The following is a 14,149-nucleotide window of genomic DNA, read 5'->3' on the forward strand; positions in this document are numbered from 1 at the left end:
CACCATGATAAAGATTGGGCGGCTACGCTCACTGTTGTTCGTGCCGGGCGACCGGCCGGAGCGGATGGAGAAGGCGCTGGTGCTCGGCGCCGACGCGCTGATCCTCGACCTGGAGGATGCCGTCGCGGCGGGTGCCAAGGCGGCGGCACGCAGCGCAGTGCGCGAGTTCGTCGACATGCGCAGCGCCGACATGGCGCTGTTCGTGCGCGTCAACCCGCTCGACAGCAGCTTCAACGCCGATGATTTCGCAGCACTAGCCGGCGCCGCGATGACGGGCGTCGTGCTGCCCAAGGCGGAGGGTCGCGCCTCGGTCGCCGAGCTACGCCGCCGCCTGCCCGGCGACTATCAGGTGCTGCCGATCGCGACCGAGACGCCGCGCGCGGTGTTCACGCTCGGCGACTATGACGGCGCGGGCTTGGCGGGGCTGACCTGGGGGGCGGAGGACCTGCCCGCGGCGATCGGTGCGTCGACCAGCCGCGAAGCGGACGGCAGCTACACCGATCCTTACAAGATGGTGCGCGCGCTCACCCTGTTCGGCGCGCACGCGGCCGGCGTACCCGCAATCGAGACGGTCTACCCCGACTTCCGCAATCTCGACGGCCTCGCCGCCTACGCGGCGCGCGGGCGGCGCGACGGGTTCACCGGAATGATGGCGATCCATCCCGCCCAGGTGCCCGTCATCAACGCCGCCTTCTCGCCCAGCGACGCGGAGATCGCGCACGCGCGCGCGGTGGTCGATCTCTTCGCCGCCAATCCGGGTGCGGGCGCGCTGCAACTGGACGGCAAGATGGTCGACGCCCCGCACCTGAAGGCGGCGGAGTGGCTGCTGCGGCTCGCCGGCGTTTAGCTGCCGAGCAGCGGCCGCGTCCGCCGCGCGATTTGCCACCAGCCGATCGCCCACAAGGTACCGTAGCTCCAGCCCGCCAGCACGTCGGAGGGCCAGTGCACGCCCAGGTAGACGCGGCTCGTCCCAATCGCACCGACCAGCAAAATCGCGAGCGTCAGCACCGTGTTGCGCGTCGCGCGACCGGGCGTCACCTGCGTCACCAGCGCCGCGAGCGTCAGATAGACGAGCGCCGAATTGGCCGCGTGCCCGCTCGGAAAGCTGTCCCCGGATACCTCGATCAGCCGATCGGCGATCGGTGGACGCGGGCGCGCGTAGACGAGTTTGAGAAGGTTGCTGCTCGTCGTGCCCGTGATCACCGCCGCCGCGACCATGCCCGCGGTGAGCGCCAGGCGCCGCGCGATCAGGATCGCCACCGCACCGACCGTCACGATCGCCAGCACCGTACCACCGCCCAGCGCCGTCACGTCGATCATCGCCTTGCGCAGCCAACCGGGTCCGGCCCCGCGAAGCGCGTTGCTGATGCCCAGGTCGAACCCGAACGCGTGACGGCTTAGCACGAAGCCGATCACCAGCAGCAGCGCGATCGCCCCGGCGCATACCCCCGCGGCGCGCAGCACGGAGGGGAGATGCCATGCCTGCGCTTCCCGTACGGGTTCGGCCGCGGTCAGCGCGGGGGCGATCGGGGTTCGGTCGGTCATCACGCGTCTGTAGGGCGTACGCCGCCCCACGTAAGCCCCTGCGGCATCATCACGCCCCCACACCGCTCAATAGGTGCGGTCGTCGGGTGCGTCGAACAGGTCCTTGAACTGCCGCGGCTGCGAGCGAAGATATTGTTCGGGCGCGCGAACGCGGGCACCCAGATGCGCGGCGGCGTGCCACGGCCAGCGCGGATCGTACAGGATCGTGCGCGCGAGCGCGATCAGGTCAGCGTCCCCGGTAGCAACGATCGCCTCGGCCTGCTCGTAATCGGCGATGAGGCCGACCGTAACGACGGGCATCGAGACCGCCTGCTTCACCGCGCGCGCGAGCGGGACCTGATAGCTGGGGCCAACCGGAATGTCCTGCCGCGGATCGAGCCCGCCGCTCGACACGTGGATCGCCGCGCATCCGCGCGCCTCCAGCGCCTTTGCAAAGGCGATCGTCCCGTCCACGTCCCAGCCGCCCTCGACCCAGTCGGTACCCGACACGCGCACCGTCACGGGCTTGTCGGACGGGAACGCCGCACGGACCGCGTCGAATATCTCGAGCGGGTAGCGCATGCGGTTCTCCAGCGTCCCGCCATACTCGTCGTCGCGCCGGTTGGAGAGCGGCGAGAGGAATTCGTGCAGCAGATAACCGTGCGCGGCATGGATCTGCACCGCGTCGAGCTCGAGCCGCGCCGAACGACGCGCCGCCTCGGCAAAGGCGTCGCGGATCTCGTCCATCCGCGCGCGGGTCAGCTCGGCAGGCGGCGCCTCACCCTCGCCGAATGCCAGCGCGGAGGGTGCTTCGGTCTGCCAGCCGTTCGCGTCATCCGCGGCGATCTGCTTGCCGCCGTGCCACGGCAACTCGGTCGATGCCTTGCGCCCCGCATGCGCCAGCTGGATCGCGATCGGCATCTTCGAGTGCGCGCGCACGCCGTCCAGCACGCGCTTCATCGCTGCCTCGGTCGCGTCGTCCCACAAACCGACATCGCCGTAGGTAATGCGCCCTTCCGGTACGACCGCGGTCGCCTCGATCGTCAGCACCCCCGCGCCCGACAGCGCCAGGTGACCCAGATGGATCAGGTGCCAGTCGGTCATCCAGCCGTTTTCGGCCGAATATTGGCACATCGGTGCGATCACGATGCGGTTGGCGAGCGACAGGCCGCCCACGTTCAACGGTGCGAATAACTTGGGTCCGCTCATGCCTTGCGCTCTCGTCAGTGAGCCGCCCCAACGCACGATCACGGATAGGGATGCGCCGCGCGCGGGCTCACGGACGGCTTGGCTGCGGCGTGTCGAGCAGGGTGCGGGTCAGCGCGCGATACGCCTCACTGTCGGCGATCACCGCAGCCTCCGCTTCCAGCGTGCGATAGGCTGCGAGGACCTTACGCCCGTCCGCGGTCAGCCGCGCGCCGCGGTTCTGCCCGCCTCCCGCCGACGCCTCGACCAGCCGGTCGCGGAAACAGCGGTTCATCTCGTCGACCAGCAACCAGGTGCGGCGATAACTCATCCCGAGCGCGCGCCCCGCGGCCGAGATCGACCCCTCGCGATCGATCGCCTCCAGCAGGTCGGCCTTGCCCGGACCCATAGCGAAACCGTCGCCGCAGACCAGCTGCAGCTTGAGCTTGAGCGCGCCGAGCCTCACGGCCGCGCCTCGGGGCGTGTGCGTGCCATGCGCGCGGGCATATCGCGTCCGCGCCGCGCGCGCTACGCTCGCGCACATGCATGTGGAGCGTGAGGCGCGCCGATCGACGCGGACCTGGCTGGCAATCGCGGGCGTTGTCGCGCTCACCGCGGCAATCCTGCTCGCGATGGGACGCAGCGCGATCTGCACCTGCGGTCGCGTCGCGCTGTGGCACGGGCAGGTCAACTCGGCCGAGAACAGCCAGCAACTGCTCGACCCGTACAGCGCGACGCACCTCGTCCACGGGGTGCTGTTCTACGCCGCCGGCTGGCTGCTGCTGCGCCGCTGAAACTGGCGCGCACGCCTGCTCGCCGCAGTGATGGTGGAGGCGGCGTGGGAATTGGCGGAGAACTCGCCCGCGGTGATCGATCGCTACCGCAGCGTCACCGCCGCGCTCGGCTATACCGGCGACAGCGTGCTCAACTCGGTCGGCGACATCGCCTGTATGGTCGCCGGCTTCCTGCTCGCCCGCATGCTGCCGGCGCGCGTCAGCGTCGTGCTGGTGATCGCGACCGAGCTGCTGCTGCTCGCGACCATTCGCGACAACCTCACGCTCAACGTGGTGATGCTGGTTGCCCCCGATCCGCGCATCCTGGCGTGGCAGCAGTCGGGCGGCTGAAGGGGCGGGCTTCACCCGGCGCTTACCAATGCGCGTCTATGCCCCTGGGCATGTTTCACGACTCAGCCCTTGCCGGCGCGACCCGCACCGATCCCCGCCCCGCCAGCGCGGTCAGCCACGGCGTCGGCGTCGCCGGGCTCGTCGGGCTGATCGCGTGGATCGCGGTCGCACGACATTTCGGCATGGACGGCACCTACGCCGCGTTGACCAACGTCGCAGCCTGCGCGCTGCCGATGATTGCGTGGTCGCTGCTGGTCGACAAGGTCCACCGCCGCGCCTCGACCGGGATCGACTGGTCGTACGCGAAACCGTTGCGCGAAACGATCGACATCAGCCTGGTCAAGCTCGCCGGGCTGTGGATCACCTGGGCCGGTATCGCGCTCATCTACATGACCGGGCGCTTCTACTGGGACGGCAATTACCGCTTCGCGATGTGGTGCATGGAAAGCGCCGCGCCGTGGCTGTTCGCCGCCTCGATCCCCTACGTCCTGTGGCTCGACCGCTATCTGGTCGAACCGCGCGACGGTGCTTGGGCGCTCGGCGCTTGGGTCACCGGCACCGCGTCCGCCGACCGCGAGGCGATCTACGCGCACCTGCGCGCCTGGGGCGTGAAGGCATTCTTTCTCGCCTTCATGCTCGCGATCGTGCCGCCGGGGTTCGCCGATTTCGTCGACGCCGATGTCGCCAACCTGCTCGGCTCGCCGACCGCGCTCGCCAATTGGCTCATCAACTTCATGTTCGTCGTCGACGTGGCGTTCGCGACTGTCGGCTACCTGCTGACGATGCGCCCTCTCGACGCGCACATCCGCTCAGCCAACCCGTTCATGGCCGGCTGGACCGCAGCGCTGATCTGCTACCCGCCGTTCATCATGATGGATGACGGACGCCCGTTCGACTACCGCCCGGGCACCGCCGACTGGATGCACTGGATGCAGGGGCAGCCGACCATGCTCGCGTTGACGGGCGCGGTGCTGGTGGTGCTGACCGGCATCTACGCCTGGTCGACCGTCGCCTTCGGGCTGCGGTTCTCCAACCTCACCAACCGCGGCATCCTGACGCATGGCCCCTACGCACTCTCACGCCACCCGGCCTATCTGTCGAAGAACCTCTTCTGGTGGATCTCGACCATTCCGTTCCTCACCACCGGGAGCCTCGCCGACGCGGCGCGCGCCACGATCCTGATGGCGGCGGTCGGTGGTATCTACTACTGGCGCGCGAAGACCGAGGAGCGCCACCTGATGCTCGATCCCGACTATCAGGTCTATAACGCCTGGATGACCCGCCGCGGCGTGGTGCCGCGTTTCTTGCGCTGGGCGCGGGGTAGCTCACCCCTTCCGGTAGAGCACGCACCTGCCTGATCGCGTGGCCGCCGGCACCTCGCGCGGACGACGCTAGAAACTCGCCTCGTCGTACACCTTCGACACGTCGCCGCCCCAGGCGCCGTGGTATCGCTCCAGCAGCACCTCCGCGGGCACCTTGCCGCTGCGCACGACCTCACGCAGCGGATCGAGAAAGCCGGTCTCGTCGTCGCCCGCCGCGTTCAGCCGCGCGCGCGCCTTCAGTCCCGCGTGCGCGATATCGAGCACGCGCCCGGCCACGTCGCGCAACTGCCCGCCGCCCGCGATCGGTGCCGACAGCCCCTGCGCCGGGACCGCGTCGCGCAAGGCTTGCCGTTCCTCCAGCGTCCAGTCCTTGACCAGATCCCACGCCGCATCCAGCGCCGCGTCGTCGTACAGCAACCCGACCCAGAAAGCGGGCAGCGCGCAGATCCGGCTCCACGGCCCCCCGTCAGCACCGCGCATCTCCAGAAACGTCTTCAATCGCACTTCGGGGAAGGCGGTCGATAGATGGTCGTTCCAATCCTCGATCGTCGGCCGCTCGCCCGGCAGCACCGACAGCTCGCCGCGCAGGAAGTCGCGGAAGCTCAGCCCCGCCGCGTCGATGTACTTGCCGTTGCGATAAACAAAGTACATCGGCACATCGAGCATGTAGTCGGCGTAGCGCTCGTAGCCGAACCCGTCCTCAAACACGAACGGCAACATGCCCGTCCGCGTCGGGTCAGTGTCCGACCAGATGTGGCTGCGGTAGCTCAGGAACCCGTTCGGCCGGCCTTCCGTGAACGGTGAGTTGGCGAACAGCGCGGTGGCGAGCGGTTGCAGCGCGAGCCCGACGCGGAACTTCTTCGCCATGTCGGCTTCGCTGGCATAATCCAGGTTCACTTGGATCGTGCAGGTACGCAGCATCATGTCGAGGCCCATCGTGCCGACGCGCGGCATGTGGCGCAGCATGATGGCGTAGCGGCCCTTGGGCATGATCGGCAGCTCGGCGCGCGTCTTGTCGGGCCACATGCCGAGCCCGAGGAAGCCGATCCCCAGCTTCTCGCCCGCTGCCTTCACCTGTTCCAGGTGGCGCCCGGTTTCGGCGCAGGTCTGGTGCAGATGCTCGAGCGGCGCACCCGATAGCTCGAACTGTCCCGCCGGCTCGAGGCTTACCGATCCATCGACGCCGGTCAGCGCGATGACCTTGCCGTTCTCCTCGACCGGACGCCAGCCGTGCTGTTCCAGCTCGCCCAGTAGCGCGCGGATGCCGGCGGGTTCGTCCCACGACGGCGCGTGGTGATCGACGCGCGAATAGACGAACTTCTCGTGCTCGGTGCCGATCCGCCAGTGATCGCGCGGTTTCTCGCCAGAGGCGAAATGCTGGATGAGCTGATCGCGCGATTCGATGACCGCTGCGTTGCTGTCCGAAACGGTCTTCGTCGTCATGTTCGCGCGCTTACGCGCGGATGAACGACAGCGCTAGTGGGCGCGTGGTGGCGGTCGCGCGCTGTATAACCTGCCTCAGCCACAACGAAAAAGGGAGGCCGGCGGTGTGCCGACCTCCCTTCTTTTCGTACGTCAGTGACGATCGACTTACTGGCCCGAACCCGGACCGTAGGTGATCTCCACGCGACGGTTCTGCACTTCGCGCACACCGTCGGCGGTCTGGACGCGCAGGCGGGTTTCGCCGAACGCTTCCGTGGTCATCACACCGTCCGGAATACCCTTCGACGCGAGGTAAGCCTTCACCGAGTCCGCGCGGCGCTGCGACAGACCGACGTTGTACTGCGAGGAACCCGACGTATCGGTGTAACCGGCCAGCATGACCTGCGCGTTGCTGCAGTTCTGGTACTGGGTGACCGCGTTGTCGAGGATCGACGCTGCTTCCGGGGTGACGTCCGACTTGTCCCACTCGAAGAACACGATGAACGGACCCGGCGAGCACACCACTTCCGGCGGAGGCGGCGGAGCCGGCTCGGGCGGGGGCGGCGGCGGCGGGGGCGGCGGCGGCGGCGGAGCAGCCGGCTCACCGAAGTTGTAAGTCACGCCGCCCAGGATGCTGTGCGAACGGAACCGGCCGTCGTAGCCGCTGCCGCGCGCATCAACCAGGTTGACGCTGTCGGCGTTGAAGAAGCGGTACTTCAACGACACGTCGACGTTCTCGCTCAACGGCGCGCGGATACCCGCGAGCGCCTGCCATGCGAACACCGTGTCCGAATCGTCGACCAGACGGTAGCTGCGGGTCAGGGCGTACTTGCCCTTCACGCGCGCCACACCGGCACCGCCGCCGACGAAGCCCTGCAGGCCGTCGTCCGGACCGAAGTCCAGCAAGCCGTTGACCATGAAGCTGAGCGCCGAGCTGCGGCCGCCTGCATAATCATAGCTGCCAGCCGGAACCGACTGACCCGTTGCCGGACCAACCGGAATGCGGTTGCCGGACGAGCGAATGCCGTCAACGGTTGCCGAGCGATAGCCAACTTCGGTTTCGAGGCGGAACGCGCCGAAATCGTAGCCGATCACGCCGTCGACGTCGTAACCGTAATTGTGGTCGATGGTGGTCTGGCCGGTCAGATTGGTGGCCGCGCCGTTCACGTTGTAGTCGATGTCTTCGACGATCATCGCACCGCCCTCAACGCCCACATACCACGCCTTGTCGCGGGCCAGTGCGGGCGAGGCGAGCGCGGTCGAAGCGAGCGCCACAGTCATGGCAAGCTTCCGCATACTATTCCCCTTTCCTTGGTGTCACTACGGACAGCGCAAACCCACTATCCGAGCGTTGGTTTCCACACAAGCGATCAAAATAGCTGACTGTGGCAGGAACGACACACTTTGGATCAGGCGATCAGCCCGTGCGCGCGCATTGCGGCGAGCACCGCGGCGACCGTGTCGCGCGCCTCGGCATCGATCGTCGCTCCGCCCGCGGGGCTCGAAATCGCGGGCTGGCGTGCGCCGATCACCGGCACGCCGTCGACGATCACCCGCGCCGCGCGGACCACACCGTCCTCCCATGCGTCGTGGAAGGTGACGCGTCGCGCGCGCGCCGCGCACCATAGCGAGAGGCCCGGTGTGGGCACTACGAAGCGCCACCCGCCATCGGTCCAGCCGGCGATCGCACCCGCCTGGCCGACCCATTCGCCGCCCGGCTGCGCGCCGACGATCCAGCATTGCCCGGGCTTCGGATCGGCCGGCGGCACGTCGACGCCGATGTCCTCGACCATGCCCGCGACGACGATGTCGAGCCGCGCAAGTGCTTCATTGTGCGTCCATTCCTTGCCGGCTTGGCCAATATGCAACAGTGGCAAGCCAAGCCGCGGCGTTTGATCCTCACTCATGATTGGTTCCCTTGTTCGATGACCGCGGCGCGCGACGACGCGACCGTTCCGACCTGCACCACGGCGACCCGCACGCCCCCGCTCGCGACCTCCGCCGCCGTGATCGTGATCGCCGGGTCGACGAGCATCTCCACCCGCTCGCCGAGCACGCTCGACACGGTGACGCGGTAGCGTTCGCCTTCCTCGCCGACCGGCGCCTCGGTCTCTCCCCAGCGCCACCCCAGCCGGCTGCGACGAACCCAGGTCACGCGTGCGCCGCCGTCTGCCGACGGGTTCCAGCGCAGGTGAACGGGAGCGAGCGGCGCGACCGATCGCCCGTCGAGAAAAGTTTCCGAACCCGCCCCCACTGCCTCGCCATGACCGGCATCGTCGCCGATTTCCGAGGCGCTCACGCGGATGCGGTCGCCGAGTCGCACCGCACCCTCGCCCGCGACCAGCAGCGAGTCGCGCTCCAGCAGCACGAAGCGGGTGCCCGCGTCGTGCACGTCCACCGCGCTGCCGTTCAGCCCGCGCGACAGCAGCGACAGCCGCCACCGGGCCGGCGCGACCTGCTCCGCGCGCGCGAACTGGATCAGCTCGTCGCCGAGCAGGGCGAGGTTCGCGCCCCGGTCACGCTGCGCATCGTCCGCGTGGCTCAGCGTCATGCCGTCGTGCAGCAGGTCCACGTCGATCACATTCGCGCGGTCGATCATCGTCGCGCTCGCACGACCGACCGGCGCCGCCACCGTACCCATGATCGCGGGCGCCGCGGTCGCGCCAAGCATCTGCCACGTCGCGCCGTCGTCGCGGCTGATCTCGACCGTCGCCTGTCGCCATCCCGGCCCGTCACCCGCCGCCGCGATTGCGAGCCGCGGGGTCGCCCATGCCTCCTCGCCGCTCGGGTAAAGCTCGAACGCCGCGATCACCGTGCGCCCGATCGCCACGTCGGGGCTGGCGTTCACCACCCCCGCCTCGGCCACCCGCTCATCGGGAGCGTGCCCCAGCGGGACGAGGTCGACCGTCACGCGCATTGCCTCGACGCTGCTGCGCACCACGCGCCAGACCGCGGACTCGTCGCCGACACGCACCGCGTCGCCCGGCGCCACTGCAACCGCGCGCGCGTCCGACACGATTTGACGCGTCTCGCGCATCCGTTCACGCGTGAGCAGCGTCGACAGCGCCAGTCCCTTCGCCGCGTCGGCCGGCAGCGCCGCCGCCAGCGGCACCTGCTCGACGCCGCCGCTGCCACCGCGCACCGCGCGCTGCACGCCAATCTGGTAATCGCGTGCCGGGTCGTAGTGCGACACCTCGACCCGCGCCGGCGCCCGTTCGACCGGCGCCCGCGTCCGCGTCACCACGCGCGCATCCACGCCGACCGGATCGGCCACGCGGTTGGCGAGCGCGACGCCACCCTCCCTGCAAGAGAACCAGCCGCCGCTCAGCTGCGCCAGCACCTCCGCCGCCCCCGCGATCGTGTCCCCGCTCGCCGCGAAGCCGTGGATCGGCGTGTCCGGCCCGTCGCCGACCACCGCGCCCTCCCCGATCGCCCGCGCCACGTCGCCGACGCGAACCGGACCCTCGTCCGCGATCACCTCGAAGGTCAGCGACGGAATGCGATTGCCGAAGTCCGCCAACTGCAGCAGCTCGAACACCGCGTAGGCGACACCGCGATGCGCCGGCGCGACGCCGCCACCGACCGCGCTCGCGATCAGCGGATCGGGCAACTGCTCCTCGTCGCCCAAGTAGAGCCGAAAGTCTGTCTTCGTTTTCCAGTCGCCCGCGGCACCACGCAGCAGCTTGCCGTCGGCCCAAATCCGCCCGACGCCCGTGATTGGACGCGCCGACAGCGCAACCGCGAACGACGCCGCGTAGCTGTAGCGCATCACGCTTCCCTGCCCCTTGCCGCCGCTCGTCGTGCCGCGCTGCTCGATCAGGTCGGTCGCCCAGATCACGCATCCCGCCACCCTGATCCGGCCGAAGATCTTCGGCACCTGCGTGCCATAGCTCGATGTCTGTACCTTCAGCTCGCTCAGCCGCGGCCCCTCGCGCCCCCTGGGTGCGAGCAGCGCACGGTCGACGCGCTGTCCCAGCACCGCACCCAGCGCCGCCCCCACCGGCCCGCCGATCGCGCCACCGACCGTCGTCAGCACCAACGTCGCCATGATGCTCCCCTTCACTATCTCGTTTGTTCGAGCCTTCCGCTCAGTCGCACTCGCCCGCCCGCCACGCCGCGACGATCGGCCACTCGGGCACACCCGGCCGCTCCACCACGCGCCTGAGCCCCGCATCGGCGTGGACGATCCCGCCCGCGGTACGCACCGCCACGTGCACTTGCGTGGCCGCGACGCGCAGCAGCAGCACGTCGCCCGGGCGATCGCCGGCGCAGCGCACCAGCCCGTCCGGCACGTCGCCCGCCCGCCACCGCGCCGTCCTGAGTGGGTAATCATCCCGCACGGCCACGTTGACCCCGCCGCCCCGCAGCGCCGCTACCGCGACACCGACGCAGTCCAGCCCCAGCGCCGGATCGCGCCCGTGCAGGCGAAAGCGCGCACCCACCAGCGCCCGCGCCGCCGCCGCGACGCGCTCACCCACCACGCTCACGCGCCCGGATAGCGCGTCAGCAGGTCGATGCCCGGCAGATACGGCTCGCCGCGGAAGTTCACCGCATTGCCGAACCTGCCCGCGCAGGTCGCCATGCGCTTGTCGCACCCCTCGATCAGCTCGACCAGCATGCCCGGCCGAATCGCGAACGGCGGCGCCGCGCGCAGCGTCACGCGCGCGCCGTCTGAGTCGAGCACCGCGCTCTCCACACCGCAGTTCGCGCCGCCCAGCCAGCGCACGCGCCCGTCGCCGTACGCCCCCGCACTCGGCTCGACGGCGTCGAGCGTCAGCACCGCGCCCGCACTCGCGACCACGCGCGCGAATCGCCGCCGTCCCGCCATCGCGACGCGGCAGCGTCGGTCGCCCAGCTCGGCGCGACATTCGGGCGAGGTCGCCTCGGTCACCGCGCGCTCCAGCCGCGCCGCCGCTCCGCGCAACTCGGCCGAGAACGCGCCGTCGCGCACCTCGACCTCGCCGATCGTTCCGTCGCACAGCGCAATCGGCACCGCGCCCGCATCGCTCCAGTCGACCGCGCTCATCGCCACGCGCGCGCCGTCCCAGCGCCCCGCATCCAGGTCGCGTGCCGAGATCGCCGCGGCGTTCAGCGCACCGCGCGCCTCCATCGTGTCGGCGTCGAGCCCTTCGGCGCGCACCACCGCCGACGGCACCATGCCCGGTGCGGCGCGGTACGTGACCCCGCCCCGCACCAAGTCGCGATCGTGATCGGTCAACGCCAGCGTCACGCCGTCGCGCCGCTCGACCAGCCAGCACAAAGCCAGCGTGCTCAACCGGTCGCTCATGCCTCGCGCACCTCGATCAGCGGCACCGATGCCGCCTCGCCCGCCAGATAGGTCGCGCGCGAGACGCTCAACCGGTCCTCGGCGAAGCGCACCGCGACGTCGAACATGAACGACGCCGCCACGCGTGTGCCCGCAGCCGGCGCCTCATCGAGCGTCACCACGCCGCCCTCCCCGACCGAGAAGCGCTGCGTCGCGCGCCCGTCCACCGTCACCGACACGCTGCCCGCCACCGGTCGCGTCACCCGCCGCCCGGAGTCGCCGTAGCGCTTCACCAGCGCGAAGCTACGCTGCACCCCGTCGCCGACACCGATCTGCACGTCCTCGCCCGCATGGTCGAACGGATCGCGCAGCCGGAACCCGCGCGCCGGCCCGCGACGCGCGCGAAAAAAGTCGAGCAGCGCCGCCACGTCCGCCTCGCTCCTGACGCCGGGTCCGACATCGTAGCGCGTCCGCGCCCCGTCCCAGCGCGCGCTGCGCATCTCGTATCCGCCCGCGCCCTCGACCACGTCGGTCGCGAACGTCGGCGACACCTCCGCCTCGCGCCCCAGCGCCAGCGGGAACGCCACGTCGTCGAACGCCTGCATGTCGTCCTCCCCTTCGATGTTCCACACGATCAGCCCGTCGCGCATCACCTGCGGCAGCGCCCACAGGTACGCCGCGCGCACCCCGCGCGCGCGCGCCACGTCTGCCGCGGCGACGATCGCCTGCCACTGCGCGCGCTCGTCCGGTCGCAGCACGAAGCCCGAGAAATACTCCTGCCGCGCGGGCGCATAGCCCAGCCGCGCAATCGCCGCCGCGACACCCGCCGCGCTCGACGCGGTGTCGCCCGCGGTCACCCAGTCGTAATCCTCCAGCTGCAGCACATCGAACGCCGGGCTCGCCCAGCCGAGCGGCATGTTCATCCGCCTCGCCTCGGGCGCCGCGCGATCGAGCACGGTCGGCAGATAGACGAGCAGATACGTCTCGCACCCCGAATGCGCCTCGCGCACCGCATCGGTCAGCGCGGCGGTCGACGCTGCCAGCAGCGCGCCCGCGCGGTCGAGCGTCGCGCATTGCTCCGCGTCTAGCATGCCCCGCACGCTCGGCACCGCGACCGGCGACAACGCCGCGACCGCATGCGCGTCGTACAGGCACGGTCGCCCGTCGGGCATCGTCCACCACCACGGCTCACCGACCTGGAACTTCGGCGCCAACCCCGCCGCCACGCCTAGGTCGACGAACGCACGCGCGACCGCGTGCAGATACGCCATCGCCTCACCGCACGCCGGCGACAGCAAGGTCGAGGGCGGAACCCATCCCGTCAGCGCAGGGCTGCCATCCGCCGCGCGCTGCTTCCACGCTTCGGGTGCATGCGCGTCGAACAGTTCATAGCTCAGCGACCAGATCACGTCGTAGCCGAGCACCGTCGCCCGCCGCGCGAAATCGGCATGCCACGCCGCGCACGCCCCGTTCAGCGCACCGCCTTTCAGCGTCACCACGCCGTCTTCGAGCCGGAAATAATGGCTCATGCCGACATAATGCGTGATCGCGCCGCGGTAGCCGAGCTGCAACGCGTTCCTCAGCAGCCGCGCCGGCGTCAAATGGTAGCTGTCGTCGTAACCGCTGCACACGCGCAGCCCGTGTTCGGGCACCACCGCGTCGCCGATCTCGATCACGCTGCCCGCGCCCTCGCACGCGATCCCCGTCAGCTCGACCCAGCCCTCGACCGGCACCGCCAGCGCACCCCCGCCCGCGTCGTAGCCCGGCGCCACCAGCGACACGAACATGCGATCGACATCGCCCGCCCACACCGGATCGCGCTCGCCCGGCAGCAGGAACCCGCCGTCCAGCCTCGCAAAATCGATCGCCACCGCCGCGTCCTCGGGGGTGCCGTGCGCATAGTTCCACAGCCGCACGTACCAGTTGCGCGGCGCGCCATCCGCGTCGCGCCCCTCGATCGTCAGCACCGGGCCGTTCACCGCGTCGAGCGGCAGCACCCCCGACGATCGCCACCGGAACGACAGCCGGCAATCGCGATAGTCGCGCCGCGTCTCATACCCCAGCAGCGCGTGGTCGTGCCGATCGACGCTATCCCAGATCAATCCCGCCAGATCGTCGCGCCGATAGAATACCGCATCGACCCTCAGCGCGTCCGCCGCGGTCGTCGTCACCGCCGCCATCATCGGCCGCGGAAAGTTGACCGTCCAGAACACCGGATCGAACCGCGACACCAACCCCGTCGCCTGTCCCCCGCGTGCGGCATGGAGGTGAAACCCTGTCGTCACCCGCCCCTCCCTCGTTGCTGT

At 70.0% G+C, this 14,149-nt stretch carries 12 protein-coding genes and 1 pseudogene; 3 read left to right on the forward strand and 10 right to left on the reverse strand.

Features of this window, described 5'->3' with window-relative positions:
• The first annotated feature begins 4 nt into the window (after nt 1-4).
• Nucleotides 5-847: an HpcH/HpaI aldolase/citrate lyase family protein gene (locus BMW51_RS07495; RefSeq protein ID WP_093004917.1), complete on the forward strand. Its 843-nt coding sequence runs from the start codon at nt 5-7 to the stop codon at nt 845-847.
• Here the strand turns inward: BMW51_RS07495 and BMW51_RS07500 are convergent.
• The 3 genes from BMW51_RS07500 to BMW51_RS07510 all read right to left on the reverse strand — a co-directional run bounded on the left by BMW51_RS07500 (nt 844) and on the right by BMW51_RS07510 (nt 3,175).
• Complete coding sequence (locus BMW51_RS07500; RefSeq protein ID WP_093004919.1) at nt 844-1,545, reverse strand: phosphatase PAP2 family protein; 702 nt, start codon at nt 1,543-1,545, stop codon at nt 844-846. The genes BMW51_RS07495 and BMW51_RS07500 overlap by 4 nt on opposite strands.
• Before the next feature lie 66 nt (nt 1,546-1,611).
• Nucleotides 1,612-2,733: an NADH:flavin oxidoreductase/NADH oxidase gene (locus tag BMW51_RS07505; RefSeq protein ID WP_093004921.1), complete on the reverse strand. Its 1,122-nt coding sequence runs from the start codon at nt 2,731-2,733 to the stop codon at nt 1,612-1,614.
• A gap of 67 nt (nt 2,734-2,800) precedes the next feature.
• Complete coding sequence (locus BMW51_RS07510) at nt 2,801-3,175, reverse strand: winged helix-turn-helix domain-containing protein (RefSeq protein WP_093005177.1); 375 nt, start codon at nt 3,173-3,175, stop codon at nt 2,801-2,803.
• Between the two features lie 76 nt (nt 3,176-3,251).
• On the opposite strand from BMW51_RS07510, the pseudogene BMW51_RS07515 reads away from it, so the two are divergent.
• Both BMW51_RS07515 and BMW51_RS07520 read left to right on the forward strand, forming a co-directional pair.
• Nucleotides 3,252-3,833: pseudogene (locus BMW51_RS07515) on the forward strand (DUF2585 family protein).
• Nucleotides 3,834-3,871: 38 nt separating this feature from the next.
• Nucleotides 3,872-5,191 carry a methyltransferase family protein gene (locus BMW51_RS07520; protein ID WP_245708330.1) on the forward strand — a complete coding sequence of 440 codons (1,320 nt, stop codon included), beginning with the start codon at nt 3,872-3,874 and terminating at the stop codon, nt 5,189-5,191.
• A 33-nt stretch (nt 5,192-5,224) separates the two neighbouring features.
• Here BMW51_RS07520 and BMW51_RS07525 read toward each other — a convergent pair whose 3' ends face one another.
• From BMW51_RS07525 to BMW51_RS07555, 7 genes are all read right to left on the reverse strand, one after another.
• Nucleotides 5,225-6,598, reverse strand: coding sequence for a glutamate--cysteine ligase (locus BMW51_RS07525; protein ID WP_093004923.1), 1,374 nt, complete (start codon nt 6,596-6,598; stop codon nt 5,225-5,227).
• A 147-nt stretch (nt 6,599-6,745) separates the two neighbouring features.
• Entirely contained in the window at nt 6,746-7,873 is a 1,128-nt protein-coding gene (locus BMW51_RS07530; RefSeq protein WP_093004925.1) for an OmpA family protein, read from the reverse strand.
• Between the two features lie 113 nt (nt 7,874-7,986).
• The gene (locus BMW51_RS07535) at nt 7,987-8,484 is read right to left on the reverse strand and encodes a DUF2793 domain-containing protein (protein WP_093004927.1); all 498 of its coding nucleotides are present in this window, start codon (nt 8,482-8,484) and stop codon (nt 7,987-7,989) included.
• Nucleotides 8,481-10,625, reverse strand: a complete 2,145-nt coding sequence (locus BMW51_RS07540; protein ID WP_093004929.1) for a GTA baseplate fiber-binding domain-containing protein — start codon at nt 10,623-10,625, stop codon at nt 8,481-8,483. The genes BMW51_RS07535 and BMW51_RS07540 overlap by 4 nt, the downstream gene beginning before the upstream one ends.
• Nucleotides 10,626-10,665: 40 nt before the next feature.
• Nucleotides 10,666-11,064, reverse strand: coding sequence for a hypothetical protein (locus BMW51_RS07545; RefSeq protein WP_093004931.1), 399 nt, complete (start codon nt 11,062-11,064; stop codon nt 10,666-10,668).
• Nucleotides 11,061-11,864, reverse strand: coding sequence for a DUF2163 domain-containing protein (locus tag BMW51_RS07550; protein ID WP_093004933.1), 804 nt, complete (start codon nt 11,862-11,864; stop codon nt 11,061-11,063). Before BMW51_RS07550 ends, BMW51_RS07545 begins: the two co-directional genes overlap by 4 nt.
• Nucleotides 11,861-14,128 carry a DUF2460 domain-containing protein gene (locus BMW51_RS07555; protein WP_245708331.1) on the reverse strand — a complete coding sequence of 756 codons (2,268 nt, stop codon included), beginning with the start codon at nt 14,126-14,128 and terminating at the stop codon, nt 11,861-11,863. Before BMW51_RS07555 ends, BMW51_RS07550 begins: the two co-directional genes overlap by 4 nt.
• Nucleotides 14,129-14,149 lie beyond the last annotated feature (21 nt).

The organism is Sphingomonas palmae (assembly GCF_900109565.1).
In the GTDB taxonomy this organism is placed as follows: domain Bacteria; phylum Pseudomonadota; class Alphaproteobacteria; order Sphingomonadales; family Sphingomonadaceae; genus Sphingomonas; species Sphingomonas palmae.

What these genes read in the sequence shown, in the direction of transcription:
- BMW51_RS07495 (WP_093004917.1), top strand. Translation starts at nt 5, where the DNA reads ATGATAAAGATTGGGCGGCTACGCTCACTGTTGTTCGTGCCGGGCGAC.
- BMW51_RS07535 (WP_093004927.1), bottom strand. Translation starts at nt 8,484, where the DNA reads ATGAGTGAGGATCAAACGCCGCGGCTTGGCTTGCCACTGTTGCATATT.
- BMW51_RS07505 (WP_093004921.1), bottom strand. Translation starts at nt 2,733, where the DNA reads ATGAGCGGACCCAAGTTATTCGCACCGTTGAACGTGGGCGGCCTGTCG.
- BMW51_RS07550 (WP_093004933.1), bottom strand. Translation starts at nt 11,864, where the DNA reads ATGAGCGACCGGTTGAGCACGCTGGCTTTGTGCTGGCTGGTCGAGCGG.
- BMW51_RS07540 (WP_093004929.1), bottom strand. Translation starts at nt 10,625, where the DNA reads ATGGCGACGTTGGTGCTGACGACGGTCGGTGGCGCGATCGGCGGGCCG.
- BMW51_RS07500 (WP_093004919.1), bottom strand. Translation starts at nt 1,545, where the DNA reads ATGACCGACCGAACCCCGATCGCCCCCGCGCTGACCGCGGCCGAACCC.
- BMW51_RS07520 (WP_245708330.1), top strand. Translation starts at nt 3,872, where the DNA reads ATGCCCCTGGGCATGTTTCACGACTCAGCCCTTGCCGGCGCGACCCGC.
- BMW51_RS07525 (WP_093004923.1), bottom strand. Translation starts at nt 6,598, where the DNA reads ATGACGACGAAGACCGTTTCGGACAGCAACGCAGCGGTCATCGAATCG.
- BMW51_RS07530 (WP_093004925.1), bottom strand. Translation starts at nt 7,873, where the DNA reads ATGCGGAAGCTTGCCATGACTGTGGCGCTCGCTTCGACCGCGCTCGCC.